Origin of the sequence: Pseudorhizobium endolithicum, assembly GCF_902153245.2 — a bacterium.
Classification (GTDB): domain Bacteria; phylum Pseudomonadota; class Alphaproteobacteria; order Rhizobiales; family Rhizobiaceae; genus Neorhizobium; species Neorhizobium endolithicum.
The window spans coordinates 148,583-174,426 of record NZ_CABFWF030000011.1; the positions used below are offsets into that span (position 1 = coordinate 148,583).

Annotated in this window: 26 protein-coding genes and 1 pseudogene; 13 read left to right on the forward strand and 14 right to left on the reverse strand. The window is 59.4% G+C overall.

Features of this window, described 5'->3' with window-relative positions; genetic code table 11:
* Positions 1-190 precede the first annotated feature (190 nt).
* Positions 191-1,408 (forward strand): plasmid replication protein RepC, encoded by a 1,218-nt coding sequence (repC, locus tag RTCK_RS08755; RefSeq protein ID WP_142592525.1) that lies wholly within the window; start codon positions 191-193, stop codon positions 1,406-1,408.
* A gap of 604 nt (positions 1,409-2,012) precedes the next feature.
* On the opposite strand, the pseudogene RTCK_RS08760 reads toward repC, so the two are convergent.
* The 4 genes and pseudogenes from RTCK_RS08760 to RTCK_RS08775 all read right to left on the reverse strand — a co-directional run bounded on the left by RTCK_RS08760 (position 2,013) and on the right by RTCK_RS08775 (position 4,898).
* Positions 2,013-2,211, reverse strand: a pseudogene (locus RTCK_RS08760) (hypothetical protein).
* A gap of 893 nt (positions 2,212-3,104) precedes the next feature.
* A complete protein-coding gene (locus tag RTCK_RS08765) occupies positions 3,105-4,253 on the reverse strand; it encodes a site-specific integrase (RefSeq protein ID WP_142592526.1) in 1,149 nt (382 codons plus the stop codon).
* Positions 4,243-4,659, reverse strand: coding sequence for a type II toxin-antitoxin system VapC family toxin (locus RTCK_RS08770; protein WP_142592527.1), 417 nt, complete (start codon positions 4,657-4,659; stop codon positions 4,243-4,245). The genes RTCK_RS08765 and RTCK_RS08770 overlap by 11 nt, the downstream gene beginning before the upstream one ends.
* Complete coding sequence (locus RTCK_RS08775; protein WP_142592528.1) at positions 4,659-4,898, reverse strand: type II toxin-antitoxin system Phd/YefM family antitoxin; 240 nt, start codon at positions 4,896-4,898, stop codon at positions 4,659-4,661. The genes RTCK_RS08770 and RTCK_RS08775 overlap by 1 nt, the downstream gene beginning before the upstream one ends.
* A gap of 178 nt (positions 4,899-5,076) precedes the next feature.
* Here RTCK_RS08775 and RTCK_RS08780 point away from each other — a divergent pair, with 178 nt between their 5' ends.
* The gene (locus RTCK_RS08780; RefSeq protein ID WP_142592529.1) at positions 5,077-6,255 is read left to right on the forward strand and encodes an RHE_PE00001 family protein; all 1,179 of its coding nucleotides are present in this window, start codon (positions 5,077-5,079) and stop codon (positions 6,253-6,255) included.
* A 53-nt stretch (positions 6,256-6,308) separates the two neighbouring features.
* On the opposite strand, the gene RTCK_RS08785 is transcribed toward RTCK_RS08780, so the two are convergent.
* From RTCK_RS08785 to RTCK_RS08805, 5 genes are all read right to left on the reverse strand, one after another.
* The gene (locus tag RTCK_RS08785; RefSeq protein ID WP_142592530.1) at positions 6,309-6,584 is read right to left on the reverse strand and encodes a hypothetical protein; all 276 of its coding nucleotides are present in this window, start codon (positions 6,582-6,584) and stop codon (positions 6,309-6,311) included.
* A 194-nt stretch (positions 6,585-6,778) separates the two neighbouring features.
* Positions 6,779-7,423: a hypothetical protein gene (locus RTCK_RS08790; protein ID WP_142592531.1), complete on the reverse strand. Its 645-nt coding sequence runs from the start codon at positions 7,421-7,423 to the stop codon at positions 6,779-6,781.
* 174 nt (positions 7,424-7,597) lie between these two features.
* Positions 7,598-8,098 carry a MarR family transcriptional regulator gene (locus RTCK_RS08795; protein ID WP_211181446.1) on the reverse strand — a complete coding sequence of 167 codons (501 nt, stop codon included), beginning with the start codon at positions 8,096-8,098 and terminating at the stop codon, positions 7,598-7,600.
* A 270-nt stretch (positions 8,099-8,368) separates the two neighbouring features.
* Positions 8,369-9,562, reverse strand: coding sequence for an abortive infection family protein (locus RTCK_RS08800; RefSeq protein ID WP_142592532.1), 1,194 nt, complete (start codon positions 9,560-9,562; stop codon positions 8,369-8,371).
* A gap of 35 nt (positions 9,563-9,597) precedes the next feature.
* Positions 9,598-10,026, reverse strand: coding sequence for a hypothetical protein (locus RTCK_RS08805; protein ID WP_142592533.1), 429 nt, complete (start codon positions 10,024-10,026; stop codon positions 9,598-9,600).
* Between the two features lie 118 nt (positions 10,027-10,144).
* Between RTCK_RS08805 and RTCK_RS08810 the strand changes: the two genes are divergently transcribed.
* The 6 genes from RTCK_RS08810 (at position 10,145) to RTCK_RS08830 (ending at position 14,403) form a co-directional block, all read left to right on the forward strand.
* Positions 10,145-11,128 carry a helix-turn-helix transcriptional regulator gene (locus RTCK_RS08810; protein ID WP_142592534.1) on the forward strand — a complete coding sequence of 328 codons (984 nt, stop codon included), beginning with the start codon at positions 10,145-10,147 and terminating at the stop codon, positions 11,126-11,128.
* 125 nt (positions 11,129-11,253) lie between these two features.
* Positions 11,254-11,469: a hypothetical protein gene (locus RTCK_RS08815; protein ID WP_142592535.1), complete on the forward strand. Its 216-nt coding sequence runs from the start codon at positions 11,254-11,256 to the stop codon at positions 11,467-11,469.
* Positions 11,470-11,500: 31 nt separating this feature from the next.
* On the forward strand, positions 11,501-12,118 hold the full coding sequence (locus RTCK_RS08820) for a toll/interleukin-1 receptor domain-containing protein (protein ID WP_456239059.1): 618 nt from the start codon (positions 11,501-11,503) through the stop codon (positions 12,116-12,118).
* 110 nt (positions 12,119-12,228) lie between these two features.
* Positions 12,229-12,489: a hypothetical protein gene (locus RTCK_RS20835; RefSeq protein ID WP_142592536.1), complete on the forward strand. Its 261-nt coding sequence runs from the start codon at positions 12,229-12,231 to the stop codon at positions 12,487-12,489.
* Between the two features lie 100 nt (positions 12,490-12,589).
* Positions 12,590-13,570, forward strand: coding sequence for a 3'-5' exonuclease (locus tag RTCK_RS08825; RefSeq protein ID WP_142592665.1), 981 nt, complete (start codon positions 12,590-12,592; stop codon positions 13,568-13,570).
* Positions 13,571-13,584: 14 nt separating this feature from the next.
* Positions 13,585-14,403: a DUF429 domain-containing protein gene (locus tag RTCK_RS08830; protein ID WP_142592537.1), complete on the forward strand. Its 819-nt coding sequence runs from the start codon at positions 13,585-13,587 to the stop codon at positions 14,401-14,403.
* Positions 14,404-15,007: 604 nt separating this feature from the next.
* On the opposite strand, the gene RTCK_RS08835 is transcribed toward RTCK_RS08830, so the two are convergent.
* From RTCK_RS08835 to RTCK_RS08850, 4 genes are read right to left on the reverse strand one after another with little or no spacing between them, the layout of a single operon-like run.
* Positions 15,008-15,640 (reverse strand): phosphoribosyltransferase family protein, encoded by a 633-nt coding sequence (locus RTCK_RS08835; protein WP_235988625.1) that lies wholly within the window; start codon positions 15,638-15,640, stop codon positions 15,008-15,010.
* On the reverse strand, positions 15,637-16,308 hold the full coding sequence (locus tag RTCK_RS08840; protein ID WP_142592538.1) for an energy-coupling factor transporter transmembrane component T family protein: 672 nt from the start codon (positions 16,306-16,308) through the stop codon (positions 15,637-15,639). The genes RTCK_RS08835 and RTCK_RS08840 overlap by 4 nt, the downstream gene beginning before the upstream one ends.
* Complete coding sequence (locus RTCK_RS08845; protein ID WP_235988626.1) at positions 16,295-17,812, reverse strand: ABC transporter ATP-binding protein; 1,518 nt, start codon at positions 17,810-17,812, stop codon at positions 16,295-16,297. Before RTCK_RS08845 ends, RTCK_RS08840 begins: the two co-directional genes overlap by 14 nt.
* A gap of 33 nt (positions 17,813-17,845) precedes the next feature.
* A complete protein-coding gene (locus RTCK_RS08850) occupies positions 17,846-18,418 on the reverse strand; it encodes an aminotriazole resistance protein (protein ID WP_142592540.1) in 573 nt (190 codons plus the stop codon).
* Between the two features lie 1,326 nt (positions 18,419-19,744).
* Here RTCK_RS08850 and RTCK_RS08855 point away from each other — a divergent pair.
* From RTCK_RS08855 to RTCK_RS08875, 5 genes are all read left to right on the forward strand, one after another.
* Positions 19,745-20,143: a RidA family protein gene (locus RTCK_RS08855; RefSeq protein WP_142592667.1), complete on the forward strand. Its 399-nt coding sequence runs from the start codon at positions 19,745-19,747 to the stop codon at positions 20,141-20,143.
* 119 nt (positions 20,144-20,262) lie between these two features.
* The gene (locus RTCK_RS08860) at positions 20,263-21,255 is read left to right on the forward strand and encodes a TRAP transporter substrate-binding protein (RefSeq protein ID WP_142592541.1); all 993 of its coding nucleotides are present in this window, start codon (positions 20,263-20,265) and stop codon (positions 21,253-21,255) included.
* 88 nt (positions 21,256-21,343) lie between these two features.
* Complete coding sequence (locus RTCK_RS08865) at positions 21,344-21,820, forward strand: TRAP transporter small permease (protein WP_142592542.1); 477 nt, start codon at positions 21,344-21,346, stop codon at positions 21,818-21,820.
* The gene (locus tag RTCK_RS08870) at positions 21,817-23,097 is read left to right on the forward strand and encodes a TRAP transporter large permease (protein WP_142592543.1); all 1,281 of its coding nucleotides are present in this window, start codon (positions 21,817-21,819) and stop codon (positions 23,095-23,097) included. The genes RTCK_RS08865 and RTCK_RS08870 overlap by 4 nt, the downstream gene beginning before the upstream one ends.
* Before the next feature lie 31 nt (positions 23,098-23,128).
* Positions 23,129-24,373 (forward strand): Zn-dependent hydrolase, encoded by a 1,245-nt coding sequence (locus RTCK_RS08875; protein WP_142592544.1) that lies wholly within the window; start codon positions 23,129-23,131, stop codon positions 24,371-24,373.
* An 84-nt stretch (positions 24,374-24,457) separates the two neighbouring features.
* Here RTCK_RS08875 and RTCK_RS08880 read toward each other — a convergent pair whose 3' ends face one another.
* Positions 24,458-25,429: a LysR family transcriptional regulator gene (locus tag RTCK_RS08880; protein ID WP_235988627.1), complete on the reverse strand. Its 972-nt coding sequence runs from the start codon at positions 25,427-25,429 to the stop codon at positions 24,458-24,460.
* Between the last annotated feature and the right edge of the window lie 415 nt (positions 25,430-25,844).

A 25,844-nucleotide genomic window follows, 5' to 3' on the forward strand; every position in this document is an offset into this window, starting at 1 on the left:
TGACAGCTGTCAGGCGTATCGGAGCAAGAAAGGACTCGTTGCAAAAGAAAAAGGCCCCCAAAACGTTGCCGTCGTGGAAGCCCCTCTCTGATTTAGCACCTCGAGAATCGCATTTCCACGAATCCTAGTCAAGAGTCTTTGGCACCCTTTTTGGTGAGCGGATTTCTTTTGCCTATCAGAGGTGAGGGAAATGCAGAGTGGAAACGTAACGACGCCCTTTGGGCGGCGGCCGATGACGCTTGCCCTGGTCCGGCGGCAGATCGAGGCAGCCGAGATAAAACCCGGCAAGTCGGCTGACAAATGGAAGGTCTTCCGAGACGCGTCAACGGCGCGGGAAGTACTGGGGTTGCAGGACCGTAGTCTTGCGGTGCTGGACGCGCTTTTGAGCTTCTATCCTGAAAACGAACTACGTCAGGACGGCCAACTCGTAGTCTTTCCCTCCAATGCTCAGCTGACCTTGCGGGCTCACGGGATTGCGGGGGCGACATTGCGGCGTCACCTGGCGATCCTTGTCGATGCGGGGCTGATCGTCAGGAAGGATAGCGCCAACGGCAAGCGCTATGCACGCAAAGGCAAGACGGGCGATATTGAGACCGCTTTCGGCTTCGACCTATCCCCGCTCCTGCTGCGCATGGAAGAGCTTGCCGCCATGGCCCAGCAGGTGGCTGCCGATCGCGCCGCTTACCGACAAGCCAGGGAAAGCCTCACGATCTGCCGCCGCGATATCCGCAAGCTGATCTCGGCTGCGATGGAAGAAGGCGCACCAGGCGACTGGGACGCGGTCGAAGACAGCTATATCGCTCTGGTGGCCAAAATCCCCCGGACGCCGCGCATGCAGGACGTGGCACAGGCGTTGGCTGAGATGGAGGCCTTGCGCGACAAGGTGATCAAGCTGTTGGATTTGCAACAGAATGAAGAGAATAATAGCACCAATGATGCCCATAATGGACGTCACATACAGAATTCAAACACCGAACCCTTCAATGAACTTGAACCATGCTCTAGAAAAGAGCAGGGGGAGCGACGGGCGGAGCCTGTGGGGGCGAAAGGGTCCTATACGGTGAAGAGCTTCCCCCTTGGCCTTGTTTTGAAGGCCTGCCCGGAGATTGCGATGTATGGACCCGATGGTGCCGTGGCGAGCTGGCGCGATCTTATGTCGGCGGCTGTTGTGGTTCGGTCTATGCTGGGCGTCAGCCCGTCTGCCTACCAGGACGCCTGCGAGGCGATGGGTGCCGAAGACGCGGCGATCGCCATCGCCTGCATTTTGGAGCGGGCCGGGCACATCAATTCACCTGGTGGCTATCTTCGCGAGCTCACACGAAAGGCGCAACGCGGGGAGTTCTCGCTCGGCCCGCCGCTGATGGCGCTGTTGAGGGCTCGAGGAGTGGGCGATCGCGCGGTCGGATAACGGGTCTTAGACCCTGACAGCTGTCAGGGTTTTTACCGGTCGGGACAGGAGCCTAAGCGTTCGAGCGGTTAGATCATCCTCGGGGAGGCAAACATTCAAATGTGAATGAGCCCGTGCCTCCAGTGTCGTAAGCTTTGTCCTTGCAGCCCGCGGGAGGAATGATGACACCGGAGAAAAGGCGAGAGCTATTTGAGCGGGTCGTCGGCCGCGCTGCTAAGATGGGTTATCCATTTGAAAGCAGTCCGGCTTTCCTGGCGCACGTGGACGACTGGATTCAGGGGAAGATCACTCCTCCCGAGCTCCGCAGACAGTATGTGCTTTTCCTCAAGCAACGAGCCGCGGGGGCACACGAGCAGGCCGGGCTAGAAGTCCAGGGTTCGAGCGGGTCCGACAAATAATTTGCTGCAAACCCTGACAGCTGTCAGGGTTTTTGCCTCGGTCGCAACCTGGATGGTTGCCGTTCCTTATGCCCGCTGCAACCGCGAGGAGGGGAAAGAGATACCCGAATGGGCCGCTCGGCATCAGATCTCAGCAAGAGGCCAGGGATGCGGCCGCCCACAGGGACCTTGAGATCCCTTGGCTGCCGCCTGGCGTTCGAGAAGAACTACTCCTCGGGGACGAGTCCATCGAAAACCTCGAGAAGCGCATCGACAATAGCCTGTCCGAGTGCATTGCCGGTCTCGGCGATCTTTACCTCGTTCATATCGCGGGCGGCCAGCGCGAGATTGCGCCACGATTGCACGAGAGCGTTCAATGGCCCATTGAGCGAAATCTGCGCGATTGCTGATCGTGATGGTTTCCATGGTTCCCCACTCTTAGGTCATCATCAAGTTGCGGATGATTGTCCGCATGCCCGACGTTCTGCATGCGCGGCTCTCTCTATCCCTGTTCGAGGCATCCTGAAAGCCAGCGCACACGAAGAAGGGTAGAAATCGGCTCTGCGAGCATCCACGTGTGAGAATTGTCCTTACTGGCACCCGTTCTCGTACCGCTATCAACTAGATGGACGTGCAGCGCGTCAATCCTGCCTGCAGGCGGTGTTGTAGGTGCTGCGCTCATGTCACACCCATGGATGGCCGACGGCTCCATCGCCTCAGCAAGGCTCATCTCCCGCCTCGCCGCTTCAACAAGAGATCGCCAGACCGCCGTCCATCCGCTCAAAATAATGCGGGGGCTGCCCCACATGACCCCGCTTTGCTCGAGGAATCGTGGTGACGTTGGATCAACCGGCCACCCGGTGATAGTCTCAAAGTGTCGATCGCCCGGACCCGACGTGGGCGCTAGCCTTGGTGCGATGATCAGGCATTTAGTGCTTCCCTCCGGGCAGCCGGTGAGACCGGCAATCTCATCACCTTCGCCACGCTCATCTTCGTTTGCGAGAAAAGGAGTAAGCGAGGGCAGGGTGCCTGAACCCCAAGATGATTGGCGCCGCTACAATCGGTTGTTCTGCGCAAGCCGGCCATCTCCCTACTAAAGGGTTCGGTCCGAGGCAAAGCCACGATAAGACCGCACGACCGCGGACATCCCGAGCGTTGCTGGTCCTGTGGGACGCCGGGCCTCTGATTGAGCGCATGGGTGAAAGTCACCCTGACGAAGGACCGATGGTTTCTGGGTGTATGGCTTCGCGTTCGACCAGAGGTGACAAGTCCACTCAAGCGGGTCGTCAGCGCTAAGCCGGTCGCTGACAATCCATCAGCTAAAGAAGCATAGCAGCTCGGCCACTTCGCCTGGTGGCATTGTTGTAGTAGCTCGATGCTTGCTGCACAGATCTATGCCGGGACTGCTCCATGGCCTCTGGCAGTGGGATTCCGCGGTTAGCTGCCTCGGTGAGATAGCCTGAACGGAGGCCATGGGCTGAGAACTGGGTAGGATCGAGGCCGGCCAGTTCGGCGCGCTGTTTGACGATATCATTGATGGCCTTTGGATCCAGCGGACGAGGCGAGACATTGCCCCACCGATCAATCGCCCGGAACACGCTGCCTTTGTCGATCTTCGCAGCCTCGAGCCAGGCATACAGCGCTTCAACTGGACGGCCGTTGAGGTAGACAACTTCGTCTTCGTCCGTACCGCTCGTTTTGGTGCGGCCGAGGTGAATGGAAAGCGAGGGCAGGGGAGGGCCGCCGTCCACCCTGATCGGTTCCTCCGGGCTCAACTGCTCCTTTCTCAAGGTTGCGATCTCGCTGCGGCGTCGCCCACCGGAGGCAAAGGCGACCATCAGGATCGCCCGATCGCGGGTGTCGCGCAGGCTGTCGGTCCTGCAGGTCGCCAGCAGCCTGGCCAGGACATCACCGGTCACAGCCTTGGCGCTTCTGCGTTTCCTCGGCCGTGGCGTTGCGCGAACCGCGAGCCGAAGCGCGGATTTGAGCGCAGGGGAGCTGAAACTGCCATCAAGGCCGCGCCATTTCGTCAGCGTCGACCAGGTGGCGAGCCGACGGCGCACCGTGTCCGGTGCATGCGGCCCGGTCGACCTCAGGAACCCTTGGAGGCGTAGCCTGTCCTCTACGTCCGTTGGTATTCCGTGCTGCGGGTTGATCACGCGCCGTTCCGGATCCCAAAGATGATGAGCGACGAATTTGAGCAGCAAGGCTTCCGGCGCCGGCCAGGGCAGGGAGGATCCGTTGGCCGCCAACGACCAGGCCTGCAGATAGGCCAGGTCGCTGGCAAGCGCGCGGAGCGTGTTCTCGCCCATCCCCTGGTTTACGAGGTGGCGGAGTGTCTCGACGTCCTGGTCGCTGAGCAGCTCGGCGAGTTCGTCGCGTCGCTCCATCGGCAGCACGGCGGCAATGGTGTCCAGGCTTTCTACCCGGCGATCAACCGCACTTCTCCCCGGGCGATCAGTCGCCATGGGCGAAGGGTCCAAGCACAGTAACGCCTTCCTTGCGCGCAGCGGCGGCAAGCTTGCGATCGAGCGTTGCCAGCGGGACATTTCGATTAAGGGCAATCGCCAGATAGGCGGCGTCATAGGCGCTGAGTGCGTGATTGGCAGCCAGCAGCAGGACAAAACTGTCGCCGCCAATGCCGGCATCGTTGAGCGGCAGGCGACGAACCCGTTCCATGTTGACCAGCGCGCCGCCGGCAGAGACGCGACGGCGGCGTTCGGCCATGGCTAAAATGTTGCGGATTTCGAAGAAGAACAGCGACGGCACCGGGCAGGGGGCGTTGATCGAAGCAATGACGAGTTCGGCGGCGTCCGAATATTCCTCCGGCAACAGCCAGGCAGCTGCCATCGAGGCGTCAATCACAAACGCCATCAGCGACGGCCTTCGTCGCGCCAGGAGAGGACTTCCTCATGGGTGGAGGCGGCAGCTTTCTGTCGGGCGGCGCGTACCTCTGCCAGCAGCAACTGCATATCAGTTTCCTTGGCGATGCGCGCCAAACGAATGATGGGGTCGTTGCCGCGGGCGATAACGATATCTTCGCCGGCTTCCGCGCGAACAAGCAGATCCGAGAGATGGGTTTTCGCTTCCGAGATTTTTACCGTGGTGGTCATCGTGCGCCTTTTCGGACTGAACTCCGTAAAAAATAGGCACATCCAGGCGGTTGGTCAACCGGCTGGTCTACTCACCACCGATAAGGGATACTTATCGGTGGCGAGCCGCCACGGGCTTCTTTATGCCAGGTGACGAACCAGAGCCGAACGCTAGCTTTCGTTTAAGAGATCGTTTACCATGAAAACAATGGTTTACGATCTCGCCAAACTGCCCATCCACACTCTGCTGAAACCCGTCGCCGACGCCAGCAGCGCCATCACGCGTCTCGACGAGCGCATCGCCCGCTCAGCCGTCGGAGCCGGATGGCTCGAACGGCAAAATTTCACCGACGCCTGCGCCTCCCTCTGGATCGACGGCGAACTCGTCCACCTCGAAGACCTCGTCCTCCACGACAGTCTCCGAGACATCCGCACCCCCACCCACGAACTCACCATCGCCCGCGACGTCCTGCGCACCCGCCGACGCATCGCGTCCCAACCGGCAGCTTGGGCCTTGTCGGAAGAGGGCCTGCGCAGCCTCCGCCAGGCCCGGGCGTGGCCCGGTGCATCTTTGGGAGATCCTGGCGCCGGTGTGGCTAGCGAGACCGCGGCGGGTGTGACTGTCGTCGGAGGGGAGGGTCCGGAGGGCAGTGGGGTGGACGGCGGGGATGAGCAAGAAAGCGCGCTGGATGCTGAGCTCGCCGCCATCGATGCGCTGCTTGCCCGCTCCGAAGCGGCCATCGAGCAGGCCAGGAAGCCAGGCCGGGCTCCGCCCCCGACCGCGGGCGCGGCCCGGGAACGGGATCCTCTCGTGTATGATCTCGACTGGGACGAGGACGAGCGGCTGGAGGAATGGCGTGCCGTGCTACGCCAGGCCCAGGATTTGCCGGCGGTGCTGCAGGCGATCGTCGCCCTTGATGCCTGGAACGAGATTGGCGTCCTCCAACATGCATCCTGGATGGGCCGGCTGCTCGCCGCGTCCATCCTGCGCCAGGGTGGTGTTACCACTGGCATCAATCTGGCCGCGGTCAACCTCGGCCTGAAAACCATTCCCGTCGATCGCCGTCGGCATCGCAACCGCGAAACCCGGCTGCTCGCCATCGCCCAGGGGTTTTTGGCGGCCGCCGAGATCGGCCTTAAGGAGCATGACCGGCTGGCGCTGGCCCGGCAGATGATGGAACGCAAATTGGCGGGAAGACGAGCGTCATCAAAACTGCCGGAGTTGGTCGAGCTGGTGATGGCAAAACCGCTGGTGTCGGCGGGGATGGTGGCAAAAACGCTCGACGTCACGCCGCAAGGGGCGCGGCGGATTGTTTTGGAGCTGGGGCTCCGCGAGATGACGGGGAGGGGGAGGTTTCGGGCGTGGGGTGTTATCTAGCGCACCTCACTTTCCCGTTCGGCATCCTAGTGCAGTGCCGGCTGCTTCCTTGCTCACTGGTCGGCCTCGAGGGCCAGATCAAGGACGTGGTGCACCAGGAACGCGTCAATCAATGAAGCTGCATAATCCCGCGAGATCGGCAGCATGTCCTCCGTCAGCAGCAGCTTGTCGACGTAGTACTCCGGGCTCCAGAGACTGCGGGTGAGGTCTTCGTTCTGCGGCTCCATGCGTTCGACAACACGCTCGAACGCGTCCTTGGCTGCCTCCACGAGCACAGCCCGGTCCTCCCCGCGCAAGGGCAGGGATGCAATGATGACATGGGTTTCCATGACTCATCTTCCTTCTTCTGGATGGCGTTATCTTGCATCAGCATTATCGGCCGCCAACCGACGCTGGTTCTTAATGGGGTGGCCTCGTCAAGGCGCCAAGCGCCACCTTATGCTCACATGCGCAGGGGGATACTAGGGGGAGATTTGGAGGACGTCCAGAGGTCTCAGGAACACAGAAAGGCAGAACGCTGCCTTTATGGTTTGGCAGAAAGAACGGCGGCAACCTGGCTCTGGCTATCCACCCAGCGAGCGGTATCGGGCGAAATATAACGGATCAACGTCAGGATCGACGCGTAGTCCGCTGCAATGTTGCGGTTCAGGATCGGCTCGTGGTGCGCGATGCGGTTGCGGAGCCGGCGCAGATCATCGAGCGGTTGGAAGATATCAGCGCGGGTGAGGGGACCGTCGGCGTGGAACACCTGACGGAAGTGCGAGCGCCAGAGCTGCTCGTAGCGTTTGGCGAGCAGGCCGGTCCAGAACCCCCAGTTCAACTCGGCCACCACACGCCCATGGTCGGGAATGCTGCCGTGACGCCCGAGCTCGGTGCGGACCTTCAGCAGCATGTCGGGGAGCGGGTAATGCAGCTGGGGCCCAGGGTTGAGATCAAACCAGGTGGGGCCATAGGCTGCTCGCAGCCGGTCGCTCAAACCGTTGCGCAGCGTCACCTCGAGCCCTTGCAAGGGGGTGTACAGCGCCTGCGACAGAGCGCTGTTCCAGGCGTAAAGCTGGAATCCCAGCTCCTTGTCATTGCCGGCGAGGGCATAGTACGGTGCCAGCCGTTCGGGGGAGTGGGATGACTCCAGGTGCGCGATAATCGCCGGCGTGTAAGCAAAAACCACTTGAAAATCTCCTCGCTTTAATCCATCTTGTCTTTGTGAGCCCCGGTAGCGCCTCTGCATTGCAAGCGCCCGGGGCATTGCTTTTTCTAAGCCTGCCGCAGCACTGGGCCGGCTGTCCCGTCTGACGGACGGCCAGGTCAACATTCCTTCCAATCGATTGTGGGTTTGCCCCGCTTATGAGCCCGGCGTGTCGTTATTGACGACAAGCTTGGGCTTCTTGCGTTTGACCCGGGCCTTGTCCTCCTCCGCTTTCTTCTTGGCCGCGGCGACCTTTTCCTCAGCGAAGGGCTTGCACGCGGCGATCAGCCCGTCAAAACGGTAAAGGTTGGTCTGGCTTCCGAACTTACTGTGCCGGCGCTCCTCTCTGGTAATCAGGCCGGCAGCCTGCAGGGCTGTGACCCGCTTCTGGATGGCGCGCGGGGTCACGCCGATCGCCTCGGCAATGGTCGCGACAGAGGGGTGCGGCACGTTCTCCTCAAGCCACCAGTACTGCACCAGGTGCAGCAAGATGTTCATGTCCATCGCATCGAGACCGAGGGCCCGCTGTTTTTCGATGATGATATTCGGAAAGGCGCTCCAGCCTGCCTTCATCAAGGTCGGGGTCCACTTCTTCTCATTCTGCTTGAGCGCCTGGACGTCCGGCGGCTTTGCCTTTACAGTTTCTTCCATGTGCATGCCTCCTGCGTTCGTGTGTATGCCCTACATATCAGGCCCTCTCGCGCGATTGGCAAGGTTTGATGGGGCGAACCATAATTCAGACCAGGACGTCTGGCTGTTCACCCATCCCCTGAATCTCGGTTCGGGGACCCGGCGAAGCGGCGATCGCCCAAATAAGGATATACCGCTTAATCAGGAATATCCGGAAAACGATGAAGCGACAGTAGAGCAATAGGATGTAAAGGGGGTCTGTCTCATCGTTCACCCGGGCAGGGTTAAAATCCTCGCCTATACGTGCGAATGGGGTTTGTTATCCGACTGTGTGCGAGCGGCTTCGGCCTTCCGGGCCCGCCAAGTCTCAACCAGGAACGTGGCCATGGTGCCGGACAGATTCACGGCAAGCTCCGCGTGACGAGGTTGCGGCTTCGCCCTTTTGGGCCCGGGGCTGTGAGCGTCACCGAGTTTGCTGCGCAGCGACCCCAGCAGCTCCACGATCTGCTGGCAGCTGCCGAGGAGCTGCTTGAAAGTCTGCTCAGTATGGTCGTCTGGCGCAAGCCGGAGAACCTTGGCAAGCTTTCGGTACAGGACTGGTAGATCCGCAGTGTCAGGATACTCCGTTTCGGCCTCGTCGAGGATCCATTTGCAGACGTCCTCCAAAAGGGTGCGTGCAAGCGTGATGGCCCCGCGGGGATCGTCGGCACGTCTTTCCACCGCGGCTGTCCAACGGTCATGCACATCGTCAGGATTGAAGGCATGCAAGGCGACACTGATGCCCTGATCCGCAGGGCTTCCAAGAACCGCCCGCTGGACCTTGTAGACGGGTGAGCCTGATACCTTGCCAACCATGGCAAGGCGAAAACCGTCATGCTGCAGATGAGCATTCAGGTCAGCAACCAGCGATGCCTGTGCGTCGAGCGTTTGGACAACAGGCGCCGTCACCTCCTCGAGAAACCGGAATAGCTGGGCTTGGGAGCAGGTTAGGAAGCCGAGGTGGATCAGCGTCTCGTCGGGCTCCCAATCATAGTTCCGAACGGTATGCTGATAAATGTCCTCCAGAATTCCACCCGAAGACCCCAAGGGAGAGGGGATTTCAGCAACCGGCCAGGCACGCTGTATCAACTCAACCTCTTCCATTTCCGTTGCCAGTGGTCGCGTTTTGAACACGGATAACAGTCGCCGGCGGGTGATTTCTGTGACCGCGGGGCGCCCGAACTCCTCCAGCTTGGCAACGTGTTCAGACAAGCGGTAGCTCTCAACCTCCTGGAGGAGCTTTTGAGCGATGGGGAGAAGTTCTTCGGCCGGTACGCCTGCAAGTCTGCTCATGGCGTACTTGTACTTACTGTTGAAGGCCTCTGAAGCGTCCCCCTCCGCTAATCCCAGGCGCATGCATACCCCCGGCACGTCATAGGCTTTGAAGTCTGCGATCGCGTTCGCAATTTCAGCGCGCAGCTCTCGGACCAGGTGGGGTGGAGGTGTAGCCATCGTCAGTAGTCTGATCGAGCTCTCTGAATTTGCAATCAATCCGACGAAGTCCAGTCCGTGGTCCCCTCGATCGAAGCTTCCAATAAAGCAATCTCATCGGGCGTCAGCTTGAAGAGCCTGTAGACCAGCGTGTCGATCTCTTGCTCCGCAGCGGTGATCTCTCCAGTGAGCCTGGCGATTTCCAGTTTATCGCGACTAAACCAGTCCTCCCAGGCGGACCGCTCAGCAAGAGGAATGTCGGTCTTGAAGGTTTTCTCGATCTCAGCACGGAACGCTGCGAAATCCTCCAGCTCCCACCAATCCCGCAACTTCCTTGGGAGCTTGAAATCATCGCCTGAAACGCGCAGAACCGGGCCACTGCCGCGCATGTAAGAAAGATCGAGCGTTGTCGCGTGATTGCAGCCCATGAACCGCATCAGATCCGACGCGGACAAGAAGATCCGGTTTCCCTCAACAGTTCGCATTGCCGCCCCTCACAATCGAGCGCATCCCCGAGGAAACTTGCATCTCGACAGATTGCAGGTTCAGCCATAGCGTGTGTGGGTGTCAATATCTGACATAGTCCACGACCAGGATATGAACATGTCGTTTGCCAAGGCTCAGGATCTGATCAGGCTGGCACGTATGGCAGCCATGCGGCGCACGGGGATATGCCTCGATGACATCCGAGAAGAGTTCGGGGTTTCTCATCGCACGGCGCAGCGCATGACGGACGCGCTGGAGACAGTACTCGCTAACGTCGAGGTGGTAGATGGCCCCGACCGTCGACGGCGCTGGCGCGTCACCGATCCTGCTCGCGACAGGCTCCAGCCTCGCCAGGAGACTGCGATTGAGGCGTTGGAGATTGCCAGCCGGACGGCGCGGGGCGACGGCCGAGTACGGCACGCTGCTGCGCTAGATGATCTGCGCGATGGTTTGCTGGCGCGTCTAACACCCAAGGACGCCATGCGCACAGAAGCCGATGTTGAAGCGGTCCTTTTGGCGATGGGGTCGGTCACTCGACCCGGGCCGCGCGTTAACCTGGCGCCGGCGGTGCTGGATGCAGTGATCGAGGGTCTGCGTGGCCCATTCCTCCTGCGCATACGCTATGGAACAGAGGATGCTTCCGAACGAGTCATCGAACCACATGGCCTGCTGCTGGGCCACCGCAGTTATCTGGTGGCGCGCCAACCAGAGCGGGGTGATGCTATGCGGAATTTTCGCATGGACCGAATTCTCAGCGCTCAGACCTTGGACCAGAGCTTCAGCTTCGCGCCCGGCTTCTCGCTGCAGGAGTATGCGGCCCGTTCATTCGGCGTATATCAAGACCAAAGAGAGTACGGCGAAATCATCTGGCGTTTCGCTCCGCACGCCGCTGCGAGGGCGGCCGGATTTTGCTTTCACCCCGATCAAACCGCTCAGCTGCAAACGGATGGCAGCCTGATCGTCCGCTTTCATGCGTCAGGTTGGCTGGAGATGGCGTGGCATCTCTATCAATGGGGAGACGCAGTAGAGGTCATCGCCCCCGAGGGGCTCCGCAGGATGATTGAAGATCATCGTCGCGCCGATTTCGCCGCCTTCCCATAAGGCCGATGCTCAACTCGAGACAGCATCCGATTGCTTAGGCGGCCATTGAGGGTGACATGATCTGACACCCTCGCGTTGTAACTTTGGAATCGCCCGACTTAGTGGGTCTCTAAAGGAGCAAGCAGATGGCGAAAGGCAAAGGAGGCGGAAGCAACTCCCGCAGCGCAATCACTGGTCGGTTTGTAACCGCCAAACATGGATCAGCTAGCCCGCGGACGACGGTGCTGGAAGCGAAGGGTGGCGGGAGCACTGGCGGCACCCACCGGAGCGCCATCTCCGGAAGGTTCGTGACCACGAAGTACGGCAAGGCCAACCCGCGTACGACGATCAAGGACAGCTAACCCCAATATTAGATTAAAGAGAGATTTTCCCATGGCTCAATGCACAGCACCGAAAGAAGGCCACCGCTCAGCGAGTGCCGCAGCGAATTGCCCGGCATGCCGTGGCGGCAGATGGTATGGTGGCTACAGCAGGTACAGCAGTTATGGCGGCGGCTATGGGTCTGACTCGTCCTTCCCATCGCCTTCTACCTACTCGTCAGGTAGTAGCGGAAGCGGTTCCGGACGCGTACGAGCGAAATGGTCGAAAGCCGGTTCGTCCGTATTATATACTCCTACCGAGGTGCGAGCTCTCACGCCAGTCCGTCAGACTGTCGAAACCCGAGCGGAGCTACCCGATCTTCGTGATGTGTTCCTCTGCCATGCTTGGGACGACCGCCAGGGGGATGCAAAGGCGCTGCATGATCTCTTGGAAGCGCGTGGAGTATCGGTCTGGTTTAGCGAAAAAGACGTTGCTCTGGGATCGTCACTGCTTCGAGAAATCGATAAGGGGCTGGCAAAGTCCCGGGTTGGCGTCGTGCTGGTGACACCTGCGCTGCTTCGTCGTCTTCCAGCAGCGGGTGTTGCCGACAAGGAGCTCTCGGCACTCTTAGCAACCGAGCAGCTCGTACCCATTGTCCACAACACGACGTATGGCTCTTCGCAACGTTAGCCCCCTACTGGCATCGCGGAGTGGCCTGAGTACCGAAGATGATACTATGACCGTGGTGGCAGACAAGCTCGCTGAGCTCGTTACCATTTAGCTTCAGTTGGAACTCAGCGATGCTGAAAACCGATACCCGTCAGGCAAACTGGCGACGAGCGAATCCCGCCAAATATGACGCTCATCTTGCCGTGCAGCGGGCGATGAAAGCAGGTGAACTGGAAAAGCAGACATGTGAAGTGTGTGGGGCTCAGGCAGTAGATGCTCATCACGACCGATATGACGAGCCCCTGAGGGTACGTTGGCTATGCCGTCTACACCATACCCGTCTACACCACCGCGGCGAAGACATGTTTCCGATTCAACGCCGAGATGATTGATAGAAGGAACAAGCGAATATTCCACCTATAGGGCTATCGTTGCCTATCTTCAGCCTGGCACATAGGGTGCCGTCCACCGGTGCATTCTGATTGGAGCATGATGGTTTCACAACTCGATTTCTTCGCCTCCGCCGTTGCACCGACGGCTGCAAAGGCAGCCAGGGCACGCGTCGGTGTCAGGGGAGGGCAGGCGGAGACCGACCTGGATGAGGAAGCGATGGCCCGTCATCTGGAAGCGACCGGCAGCTACCGAGTCTTGCGAAAGCTTTTGCCGCGAGAAATTGTAAAGGATGCTCGGCCCGGGTTTCCGCGGCAGGCCATCATCCTCGACACCGAAACCACTGGCCTCAACCACCGATCCGACGAGATCATCGAAGTCGGCGTAATTGCCTTCACCTTTGACGACGCAGGCGAAATCGGCGATGTCACGGGTGTCTATGGCGGGCTTCAGCAGCCGACTGCTCCCATCCCGGCCGAGATCACACGCCTGACCGGGATCACCAATGAAATGGTGGCTGGGCAGACGATCGACATGGCGCGGCTCACACCCCTCATTGATTCAGCCGATCTGGTCATTGCCCACAACGCCGGCTTCGACAGACCTTTCTGCGAAGCCTTTTCTCCGATCTTTTGCAACAAGGCATGGGCCTGCTCCGTATCAGAGGTCGACTGGTCGGCGCGTGGGTTTGAGGGGAGTAAGCTCGGCTATTTGATCGGACAGTCGGGCTATTTCCACGATGGTCACCGGGCTGTCGATGACTGTTTCGCACTGCTCGAAGTGCTCGGGCAGACGCGGCCCCGCTCCACCGCGACTCCATTTGCGGAACTCCATCAGGCCAGCCAGCGATCACGGGTTCGCATCTATGCTGAGAACAGCCCATTCGACATGAAGGACCAGCTCAAGGCGCGCGGTTACCGGTGGTCGGATGGTTCCGATGGCCGTCCGAAATCCTGGTGGGTTGAGCTGCCGGAAGAGAAGCACGACGAGGAACTGCATTTTCTGCGGACAGAGATCTATTGCTGGGATGCCGACCCGCCCGTCAAGTATCTGACGGCGTTTGATCGCTTCTGCGCTACTTGAATGTTCCGAATGCAATGACGACCGTTCTGGGAATTGATGCAGCTTGGACGGCGAAACAACCGAGTGGTGTCGCTCTGGTTTCCTCCATGGGTGGCGTTTGGCGCCTGATCTTCGCTGGAGCGTCCTATCGTCACCTCTTGATCTATGCCGATGAAGGCGTGATCTCCACGTCCCGCCCTTCTGGCTCGGTCGCAGAACCCGCGGCTCTCCTTGCTGCCTCAGGAAAAATCGCTGGAGCACCTGTCGATCTCGTGGCCGTGGATATGCCTCTATCTCGCGAGCCGATTGCAGCGCGGCGCGTGTCGGACAATCTTGTTTCGGCAGCTTACGGCGCTCGTCACTGCAGCACCCACACACCAAGCGCGATCAGGCCCGGAAGGATCAGCGATGATCTCAGGAGAGGTTTCGAGCACTGCGGATATGGCCTGCTGACGAGGAAGGTTAGCCCGCCTGGCCTGTTGGAAGTCTACCCGCATCCAGCCCTGGTCGAACTGATGCGCGCCGACAAGAGGCTGCCTTACAAGCAGGCGAAGACGCGCAACTATTGGCCAACGGAGGCCCCTATCAATCGGCGCCGTAAACTTTTCGATTCCTGGCGTATGATCGTCACCAGCCTTGACCCAGAAATAAAAGGCGTTTCCGCTGTATTGCAGCTACCTCCGCTTGAGGCTTCATCATGGCAGTTGAAGGCGTTTGAGGACATGCTCGACGCGGTCATCTGCGCATGGGTCGGCATATGCGTTTACGAGGGATGCGCCCTGCCGTTTGGCGACGACACTTCTGCAATTTGGATACCTCACCCGGAGCTTCTGGGATCTCGGCCAAACCGATGATCGCGTTGGGGAAGGCCGGTGACCGCTGAACGTTTTGTTGGTGATTCTAGGAAAATGAACCATCCAGCACATTCAAGCGGTTGGGTGATCCAATAGATGTGGCGTTGGTTCGATTCCTTTCAAGGCGCCAGACGTTACTGAGGTATGCGCTCGCGCGGAGAGGCTGAGCTACCAACAAGTTCATGGACACCGTCTTTTGAGGAGCCGCGGGCTAAGCTAGAGCGACTGAGTATGTCCGGTTTGAAAAAGGAGTATCGTCGTGCCTGAAGTCCATGTTTTCTGCGCAGCAGGTCGACCGCCGCGAGCAGAAAGTCAAGCTGATGAAGAAGGTCACTGATGCTGTTGTCGAGGATTTGGTGCGGCAGCGGGATCAGTGACCCTACAGATCAGAGGCTCCACTGTCTGACAAGATGAAGGGCGGAGTTCCGTTCGATGAGCGCGGGCTTATCAGCACCCTGTGCAGACACTGTTTGACGTCAGCTTCACAATCTGAGCCTCAAGCATACGATCTGTTCATCAGTCCGTACTGGATTAAGTGGTCGGCAGGTTCAGCTGCGACCGAGATACTGGAGCAGGCCAATGCGGCAATCGCGGAAGATACGAGCTAGAGGAAAGTCTCCTCCATTGGATGCCATCCCCCATTGTCATGGCTGAACTGCGGGATGTGCGCCAGGCTGTGAATGAGCGACGCGTCAGCCCCCAGTTTCTCCTGCCAGTCACGTGCTTCTGTCAGAATGACGCCGATACCGACCACGTCGCCGCCAGCCTTCCGGACAAGATCGACCGATCCCTTGAGGCTCGATCCAGAGGCAACGACATCATCCACCACAACCACGCGCTTGCCGCTTAAGAGCGGGATGGCGCGGCGGTCGAGCAACAGCTTCTGGTCTCCTTTAGAGGTGATAGAGGTGATGGTCTGAACCAATGCGTCGCCGAGATGAATCTTCGGCGACTTTTGGAGGATCACGTAGTCGTCGAGACGAAGCGCTCGGCTGACTTCAATGGCGACGGGGATGCCGAGCGTCGCCGCTCCTACAACGACATCCGGTTCAAGGTGCGCGAGCTTCTTGGCGAGTTGCCTGCCGACATGTTCGCCGAAGCGCACGCCGAGGTCTATCACCATCATCAGCGAGATTGCGAAGTCAGGTGTGATCGGAACAATCGGAAGGTCGATCTTTAACCCGGCGACATCAACACTCCAAGTTTGGTCGGCGGATGAGGTGTCAGTCATTGTCATGCCTTGTGGTCCTTGAGGTTCAGCTTCGGCTCCACGAGCAGGCCGACGTTGCGCCAGGTTGTGCGTTTGTGCTTCATGTCGAAGCCATAGATGGATAAGGAAATCGAGATCGCGTGTGCCATCCGGATTGCCTGGACCAGTAGCGGTACACCTCTCGCGAGAGCGAAACGCAGCCGCGTCACGAATGGCACGTCATCGATCTCCATGCCCCTTGCGCGCTGCGCGTCAGCAATGCGTTCGAAATCTTCCCGAAGCATCGGAATGATGCCGAAGGTCAGCGACAGGACGAGCGTCACGATTGGCGGCAGCCGCGCCGCGCTTGCGGCTGCCAGGATGGAGCCGGGCGAACTTGTTTCCATCACGAAAAAGAACGCAGCGGTGGTCGTGACCAAGCGCGCAGCCATACCCGTGGCAATAGTTGATGCATTGGTCAATGACTGGCCTTGAAGGGCAAGATTCACGAGCCAGCTCGCAATTACTAGTACCACAAGTAGGACTGCACCCTTCAGATACGCCCTCAGGCCCGGCACCTTGACTGCTGCCAAGAAAACTACGGAAGCAATCGCAAGCGGCACGCCAAACTGCCAGCCGGGCACCATCCATGCGACCAGCATCACCAGGAACGCTGCAGCGAGCTTGAGGAAGAAGTTGACGTCATGAAAGCGCATGGGACGCCTCCATGCTCGGCTGAAAGCTTGGCTTGGGCCACTGGAGCATCTGATAGCTTTTGCTCTGCCAGGCCTCGTCGGTTGGACCATCGAAAGCAATGTATCCCTGATCTAACACTAGAACCCGCGATGCGGCTTCTGCGACAAGCTCAAGATCATGAGATATCAGCATGACCGCTCGTCCCGCTAAAGCTGCGTCGTCGAGGAAGAGGTCGAGCATCCGGCGCCCCTGTAGATCGCGCGCAAGCAGCGGCTCATCTAAGATTGCGATTGGAGAGCCCGCCGCATCGGCACAAGCAAGACCGAGCAGGGCCTGCTGACGCGAGGACAGAGCAAAGGGATTGGCTTCCTCGAATCCCGCCAAACCATACTTCGCTAAAAACCCCTTTGCTCTGTCGATCACCGTCGGATCTTTGGCTATCGAGGTTGATGCAGTGATAGCAAATGTCACTTCCTGAAGCAGCGTCATGTTGAACAATACCCGCCGCATGTTCTGCGGCAGGTAGGCGATCGAGCGTGCTCTGCGGGCAGGTGTCCACCCTGCCGCATCCTGTCCTCCTATGACGAGCGATCCAGATGCAATCTTCACCAAGCCGAGGATCGACTGAAAAAGCGTGGTCTTGCCAGCGCCATTGCGGCCGATCAGGCCAATAATCTCGCCGGCGCGAATGTTGAAATTGATGTTCTCGAGCACCGCCCGCCCATCAGTTCGAGTGAGCCTCGTCTTCAATCCGGATACCGACAGAAGTGTTGTCAACTGCAGCGTGCTTTGGCGGATCGCGCGGCGGCGCCGAGGCGGGAGCACACCAGCGTCGATCCACACTGCCTCCTGATCGAGAAGTGCAGCTTTCGGTGCCGCCGGCGACAGTGTACCGGATTGTAAGAGCGCAATTTCATCGACGACTTCTGAAACGGAGGCCGGATCCTGCTCCGAGATCAGCAGCGCGGGAATTTCGGCATGTAACTTCTGCAATATCCGAACCAGGCGTTGACGAGCAGCCGGATCAAGTCCGATCGTAGGCTCGTCGAGCACGAGTAGTCTAGGAGCCGCAGCCAAAGCTGCAGCGATGGCCACCATCCGCCGCTCTCCTCCGGATAGCGTCAGCACTCTTCGCCCGCGTAGGTCGCTGAGCTCTAGCGATGACAGGAGAGCCTTTATGCGCTCCCTAATCTGGTGTTTTTCGACCGACCTGTTTTCCAGAGGAAAAGCGATGAGATCCTCGACGCTCAGGTCCCATAGCTGGTCTTCCACGTTCTGTGTCACGATGCTGACAACGCCAAACCATTTATCGGTCGGAATGCTTCTCACCGGGCGATCATCGAAGTCAATGTTACCGGAAAAGACTTCAGGCCGAACAAGCCGCGGTATGATGCCGGCCGCTGCGTTGAGGAGCGTCGTCTTCCCGCTTCCGGCGGCGCCACAGATAAGCAGGCGACGACCTGAGCTCACTGCCAGAGAGGCCTCGATGACAGCTGGCGAGCCGCCACCAAAGCCAACACTCAAGTTTCTAATGCTAAGCACGTTACACAGTCTTTGTCAGAAGCGGGTAAAACCTGCCGGGTGAGCGCTCTTGAGGATCTTCAGTGCAGGGATGACGAGCAGCGGTGTCCCGATGATCATCGGGACGATATCAGAAAGGCCGAGATAGCCCATCGCCCACCAGAAGGGAAAGATACCGAGGTAGGCGAGGCTCGCCGATACGGCCAGAACCATGATCAGGCCAACGATCAGGCAAACCGCTGCAATTTTTAGCAGCGTAATACGGTTCATCTCTACCTTAAGCGGATTAAACAGAAGGCCTGGGATGAGGCCGGTCAGGCCGACCATGATGCCGTCAACGATTAGCGAATGCGCGGGGATGAAGGTGCCTGCCAGAAGCGACCAGACGATCGTGCCAAGGTAACCGCAGATGAACCCACTGCGCCACCCCAGAAGGATACCGACCAAGGGCGGCAGGAAGGCGAAGATGCGCCACTGAATGACGCCGGGCACCAGTTGGATAGGATTGGCGTAAGCCCACAGCACGCCGGTTGCGGCAGCAGCGACAATGGATAGAACAATCGGGAACAGGGTATTCCCTTCTCCCTGTGCATAAGCGGCATTTGACATCATGGTTCTCCGTAGACTAGTTCCTCCTGTTCTAATGCAAGATGCGTGCCTGTCCGGGGCGGCCTGTACGATCGGCGCCGATTGCAGCTCGTCTTCATCTGACAGGCAAGCTCTGCATCACGCGCAATGCTGCGATGCAACATAAGACGTAGGTGAAAGCTGTGGCTTCGGCTATTGTTCTGGTATCGAAGTGTGCACCTCCTCCCGCACCTTCGTGACATAAGGCGCTCACTCCTCCCGAGCGTCTGTCAGAGCAGCGGCATCCTCCTCCCAGTCGCTGTTCAGCATTACCAAAGCCTGCCGCACCTCCTCCCGCGGCAGGCTTTTTTGTGTCTTGAGACGGAACATAGGCGACAGAAGCCAATTGGTCTTTCGACAGAGACTGACGCCGACGCTTGATATGTGACGAGTCACTCTCCACTCAGCAGCTTCGCGTATCTCTGTTCGCGTTAAATCCGCCGATATGCAGAGGTGGCTTCTTGATGGGAGCGAAGTGTCGGCCATTAAGCTAAACGCCTATATCGACCAAGACATCATCCCTTTGAGGCATGGGCTGCCGGTTCAACCCCATCAAGGAGGACCATCATCCAGAAGAAGACGAAGCGGCCCGTGCAGTTCGAGGTCACCGAGCAGAACAAGATTGCGCTCGCGGCGTGGCTCCCCTTTGTTCGAAGGTACGGCGGCAGCTACCTGTTCCCCAGCCGCCGGACGACGTCGCACCAGCTGTCGATGAGGCAGTATTCGCGGATTGTCCTTCGGTGGGACATGACCTGTCTGAGCTATTGCAGATTTTCCCCCACGGTCGTGCACCGCCTCGGCTATTTACGAAATGCTCGTAGGCTGGGCCTTTTCTAGGTGATCGGTTGGTGTTGTGGTTGCGCCAGACATTGTGTTTCCTGCTGGAGCCGTTGTGCCGGTCATCAAACGCGGACCGCAGGCCATTAGATTATCATTTATTCCGTCGGTGTAGCCCTTCTATAACAGCCGTATTCTTATTGGTCGACGAACACCCGCCGTCCGGACGCACACCCGCAACAACTTCAGGTTCCAGCTTAGTTGATGATGACAGATCTAAGGCCGCGCTGATGGCCTACCAGCGCGCCGATCTGTCGTGACGTGACTGCGGAGAGAAGCAGGAGTGCTGCGTGTTCACCCCCTTTTGTCGGATCTGATGCAGGTGTGCGGTCTTAAGAATGGCCGCTGGCGATCCTCTCCACCGAAAGCCCCGGAGCGCCTCATCCCATAGAGGCGCGTGTCAGTGCTGAGCCGACTGGAAAGGGAGGGCCGGTGGGTGTAGGTGCGAGCTTTCGAAGAAAGGTTTACCTGATGAAGCATGAGATCCTTGAGATTCCTGTCGTTTCAGAAGCGATACGGCGGCTTGGCGCTCCGACTTCTGCCCTGACCCGGATCGGCGATACTCTCTACACCTGCGGCATGCCGCCGATCGATTTGAAGACGGGGGAGATCGTGAAGGGTGACATCACGGCTCAAACGCGTGCCTGCCTAGAGGCACTGTCCTTCACGCTTAACCGTGCCGGCTCGTCGCTTGACCACGTCTTCAAGTCGCTGGTGTTTCTGACCGACAACGCACTGGCGGCAGATATGAATAAGGTCTACCGCGAGTTCTTCACAAACGGGTTTCCCGCTCGCAGTTGCGTCGCAGTGAAGCCCTGGGCGCTCTTCGACATCGAAATCGAATGCATCGCAACGGTCGCAGAGGGATAAAGTCGAGGGTCTATAGGCCGTCCCTATAGCAGCTATTCGCAGCAGCTATTTGATGCGGAGCCACCGGCAGTGATTTATGGCTGCCAATAATTCGTGCAACAAAAGAGGGTGATACTAAAATGAGCGTACCAGCATTTTCCCGCCGTATTGCCGCCGGCCTCCTGGCCGGCATGATCGGCCTTTCCTCTGCAACAAGCGTTCTTGCGGATACGACCATCCGCCTCGGTCACGTGCTTGCGGATTCCCATAGCTGGCACAAGGCAGCAACGTCCTTCGCCAAGGAAGTGGCCGAGAAGACAGACGGACGCGTCAAGATCGAAATTTATCCGTCCGGTCAGCTGGGCACGGAAAAGGAAGTCATCGAAGGCATGCAGATCGGCACGATGGATGCCGGCGTGATCGGCAGCGGGTCCTTCCAGTTCGTCGAGCCGAAGCTCGGCATCATCGAAATGCCATATGCCTGGACGAGCCGCGAACAGGCCTTTGCCGCGCTTGACGGCAAGCTCGGTGAACAGCTCGCCGGCCTCTTGAAGCCAAAGGGCATCGAGGTTCTGGCCTGGTGGGAAAACGGCTTTCGCAACATCACCAACAACGTGCGTCCGGTCGAAAAGCCGGAAGATCTGAAGGGTCTGAAGATCCGGGTCACGCCAGACAAGGTACGGCTCGCGACCTTCGAGGCGCTCGGCGCCCAGCCGGCACCACTCGCCTTCGGTGAACTCTACTCTGCCCTTCAGCAGGGTGTGTTCGACGCTCAGGAAAACCCGCTGTCGATCATCGAATCCTCGTCCTTCTATGAAGTTCAGAAGTACCTCTCGATGACGGGCCACATCTGGGGCGCAGCCTGCCTGACTGTATCGACCATCGCATGGTCCCAGGTTTCGCCGGAAGACCAGGCAATCGTCAAGGAAGCTGCCGTCCGTTGGGGCAACGAGCAACGCAAGATGGTGGCTGAAAGCGAGCTCGAACTCCTCGAGAAGCTGAAGGCCAAGGGCATGCAGGTCAACGAAGTTGACAAGGCCGCCTTCGTCAAGGCGCTCGAGCCGATCTGGGAAAGCCAGAAAGAAACCTTCGGCGCGGATCTGCTCGCCACCATGGATACCTATCGCAAGTAAAGAAAAGCCGCCCGCCCGGCGAACCCGGGCGGGCAACTACACGCGCCGCCAACCCCGATTGCAGCCATTCCCGGTTCCGGAGCCTCCAATGCAAGATGCCTCGACGCGTTCTTCACGCATCGCCCGAACAATTGATGTCGCTGTAACATCGGTCGGCGCCCTCGGCGTCGCCTGTTTCACCACGCTGATCGTCTACGTCGTGGTGTGCCGCTATGCGTTTTCCTTCACGCCGCGGTGGTCGGAGGAAATCCCACGTCTGCTTCTGGTCTGGGTGACCTTCATCGGCGGCATTTCCGCCTTCATCCGTCGGACGCATCTGTCAGCCGGGCTGACGGACCTGCTCGTCAAGCCAGGCAGGCTCCGCACCGCACTCACGATGCTCGCCGCTGTGTGCTCGGCTTTCTTCCTTATCGTTCTTCTATGGACAGGTTGGAAACTCACGGCTCTCACATGGAGCCATGAGACAACCGCGTTGAGCTGGCCGGTCGGTCTCACCTACCTGGCACTGCCGGTCAGCGCCGCCTTGTCCCTTATTGCAATCCTCCTTGTGGAATGGCGCAAATGAGCATCGCCCTCATCGTACTCCTGAGCGTCTTTGTCCTGCTGATCCTGATCGACGCACCGATCATGATCGCGCTTGCGCTCTCCTCGATCGCCTATTTGCTTGTCGCCGATGCTATCCCGGTCATCGTTGTGGCCCAACGTATGGTTGCCGGCATCGACAGCTTCACGCTGCTCGCAATCCCACTCTTCCTGCTCGCGGGCGTATTGATGGTGCATGGCGGGCTCGCACCACGCATTGTCAATCTCTGCGCCGCTGTCGTCGGGCGGCGTACCGGCGGACTTGCGATCGTCATGATCGCGGCCTGCATGATGTTCGGTTCGCTCTCCGGGTCTGGTGTCGCCGACGTCATCGCCATCGGCACGATGATGCTGCCGGCCATGCGCGAGCGCGGATATCATCCCGGCTTCTCCGCGGCCGCACTCGGTTGTGCCGGTTCGCTTGGCACCGTAATCCCGCCTTCCATTGTCCTCATCGTCTACGGAACAGCCACCGGCACCTCGATCGGCAAGCTCTTCGTCAACTCGATCGGCCCGGGCATTCTTTTGGGTCTTGGCCTGATGGTTGTGGCCTGGTGGATCTCCCGTAAGAACGGCTGGAAGGGCGGCGAAGCCTTCTCCTGGGCACGGCTCGGCACGGCGCTGCGGGAATCAATCCTCGCGCTTCTTGCGCCCGTCATCATCGTCGGCGGCATTCGCTTCGGCATCTTCACCCCAACAGAAGCAGCCGGCGTCGGTGTCGCCTATGCGCTCCTCATCGGCGCCTTCGTCTATCGCCAGTTGAGCTTTTCCAAGGTCTTCAGCCTGCTCCGCGACACGACGGAGATGACCGGCGGCATCCTAATGGTCATCGCTGCGGCATCCGTCTTCGGCTGGATCCTGACGGTTGAGCAGGTGCCGCAGATGGTGGTCAACGCGATCACTGGAACGACGGAAAGCGCCACCCTGGCACTGATCATGATGATGGTCGCAGTGCTCATCCTCGGCACGTTCATGGAGTCGATTGCGATCATCCTGATCCTTGCCCCGGTCTTCTTGCCAGTGCTGCGCGCCTTTGAGATAGACCCCGTCTATTTCGGGGTCCTGCTGACCATCAACCTGGCGATCGGTGCAAATACGCCACCGCTTGGCATCGACCTCATGGCCGCGTGCCGCACCGGTGGCATCCCAATGTCCGCCTCATTCCGCTACCTCCTGCCCTTCCTTAGCGTGATGACGCTTGTCTTGCTCGCTCTGGTGCTCTTCCCGGGCCTGATGACGCTGATGTCTTTCGGCTCCTGATGCGGGCTCACCTTCCAATGAGAGAATGACCATGACTTTTTCTGCCGACCAACGCGCCAACATCGATCGCTATTGGTCAACCATCGAAAGCTCGGCCGAGATCGGCAAGGGACGCACGGGAGGCTTGTCGCGGCTGACTCTGACTGATGACGACCGGCGGATGCGGGACCTCTTTGTCAACTGGTGCCGGGAAGCTGGACTTTCCGTCGAGATCGACGAGCTTGGCAACATCTTCGGGCGCCGCGAGGGCCGCGATCCGACGCTTGCACCGGTCATGATCGGTAGCCATCTCGACACGCAGATCAACGGCGGCCGCTTTGACGGCATTGCCGGCGTCCTGGCCGGCCTGGAAGTCGTCCGCAGCCTCAATGATTGTGGCCACGTCACCAAGCGGCCGATTGTTATCGTCGACTGGACCAACGAGGAAGGCGCACGCTTCTCGCCCCCAATGGTCGCCTCTGGCTGTTTCGTCGGCGCCTACGAGGTGGATTGGGTCAAGCAGTTGGTGTCCGATGACGGTGCCCGGTTCGGCGACGAACTGCACAGGATCGGCTACGACGGCCACAAGCCGTGCAAGGCAGGCGACATTGACGCCTATTTCGAGCTTCACATCGAACAGGGCCCGATCCTTGACCTTGAAAAGCGTGACGTTGGTGTCGTGACCGGCGGCTATCCCAGCTATGGCATGCGCGTGCGGTTCAATGGCAGGACTGCGCATACTGGCCCAACTCCGATGGATCTTCGCCATAATGCCCTCATTGCCGGGGCACGGTGGCTGACGGCCGTTGATGACATCGGCTGGGATTTCGCGGTTGGCGACGGGAAAGCGACCGGCGCACGGCTAGCGGCATGGCCGAACAAGCCAGGCATTCTCTCCGACACAGCGCAGGCGATCTGCGACGTGCGTCATCCCGACCCTGCAACCGCCCGCGTCATGGCGGAAAAGATGCGCCGCGCCGTTTTCGAAAGCGCTGCCCGTGCCGGATGCGAGGCGGAGATCGAGGACGAGTGGTTCTGGGGTGGCGATATCTTCGACGGCGAGATGGTCGGCCAGATCCGCGCGGAAGCAAAGCGAATGAACTACAACTGGCGGGACATCCAGTCACAAGCCGGGCACGACGCTTATTTCCTCGCTCGTCATTGCCCGACGGCGATGATCTTCACGCCCTGCAAGGGCGGCATAACCCACAACAACGAAGAGTCGTGTGATCCCAGTGATCTGGCCCCTGGCCTGAACGTGCTGCTGCACTCGGTTGTCGCTCGGGCGGATCGATAAACGCGTTGATGTTAGATGCTGAAAGAGGCCATCCAGTGGCCTCCTTCGAGAAGCCCAGCGGCAGCACAAACCTGACGCGTCGTGTCAGGCCATGTCGGGGTAGAGCGACTTCAACTCGTCGAGGAGTTCCAGGAACCGCCGCTCCGCACTTGTGAACGCACAACCTGGATAGGAGACCAAAAAGACATCAGCCCCGAGTGGGAAGTCCAGGATCTCCAGCGGCCATAGCTGACCATTGTCGACATAGGTTCGCACGGCCGTCGGCGGGAGTATCCCGATGCCGAGGCCGGCGATGATCATGCGCCGGACCTCTTCCAGATTGGCGCTTCGCCCACTGATCCGTTCTCCAAGGCCAATGCTTTCGCTGAGAACCGCCATGGGTTCCAGCCCCAAGCCCTCGCCCGCACAGGTGAAGGAGATGAAGGATTCTTGGCGCAGCTCGCGTTTCTCAACCTGAGCCCGTCCGTAGAAGGGATGTTCTGCACCGCAGAAAACGCTGAACTCCTCGCGGAAGAGCAGCTTGCAATCGAGATTGAAGACCGGGCGCGGCAGGAGGCAGATGCCGATGCCGCTCTTATCAGCCAAGATCCGCCGCACCGTCTCCTGGCTGTTCTGGACCTCCATCATCCACCGGACGGACGGGTGACGCTGGTGATAAACCCTCAGCGCCTCGTTGATCAGCGGCGATTCCAGATTGCTGATGATCTGGAGCTTGATCTCGCCACCCTCTTCCGTGAGCGCATCCTTCGTCAGGACGCCGATCCGCTCGACCGAACGGTAGATCTCTGCGCATTCCTCGTAAATCTTCTGGCCAGGAACCGTGAGCTCGAACCTTCGGCTGTCGCGAAAGACGAGTTGGCAGCCGAGCTGTTCCTCCAGTCTTTGCAGCGCCTGGCTGACCGAGGGCTGCGTCATGTTGAGCCTTGATGCCGCGCGTGTGAGACTTCGCTCTTCGGCGATGATGTAGAATGAACGCAGGAGGTTCAGATTGAAATCGCGTAGCATGACGGCAGCACTGCGTTTGGGATGGGTCTCCCATAGCTTGCTTGTCGACATCAAGGCAATCTTGTTTCGCGTCGGTGGGCTCTGTTCGACCACGCCGCGCCGCCGGTTCATCTCCGCTTTGGCCGTCTCGAACCTGTCGCTCGCTCAAGCACATGTATCACTGACATCAGGCTCATTCCGCGAGCGATCTAGCGAGGCCCAGGACAGGGTTTGGGCAAGCCGATCTCTCGCTCCGTCGTAAGCGAGAGCGCATGGATGCTACAGCGCGTACCGCCGCCACGCCAGAACGTGCCATTGCCGTCACGCTTAGTACCGCGCTGGCCGTGCAGGTCGATTTCAAAAGCACCGATCCCGCGTCGCCAGAGTACGCCGCCTTCTCAGATTAACTGGTTCTTCCTCACTTTGTGTGGAGCCGCGGCAGCATTCGTGCCTTCAGCAATTCAGGGCCTGCCCGACCGTACATTGC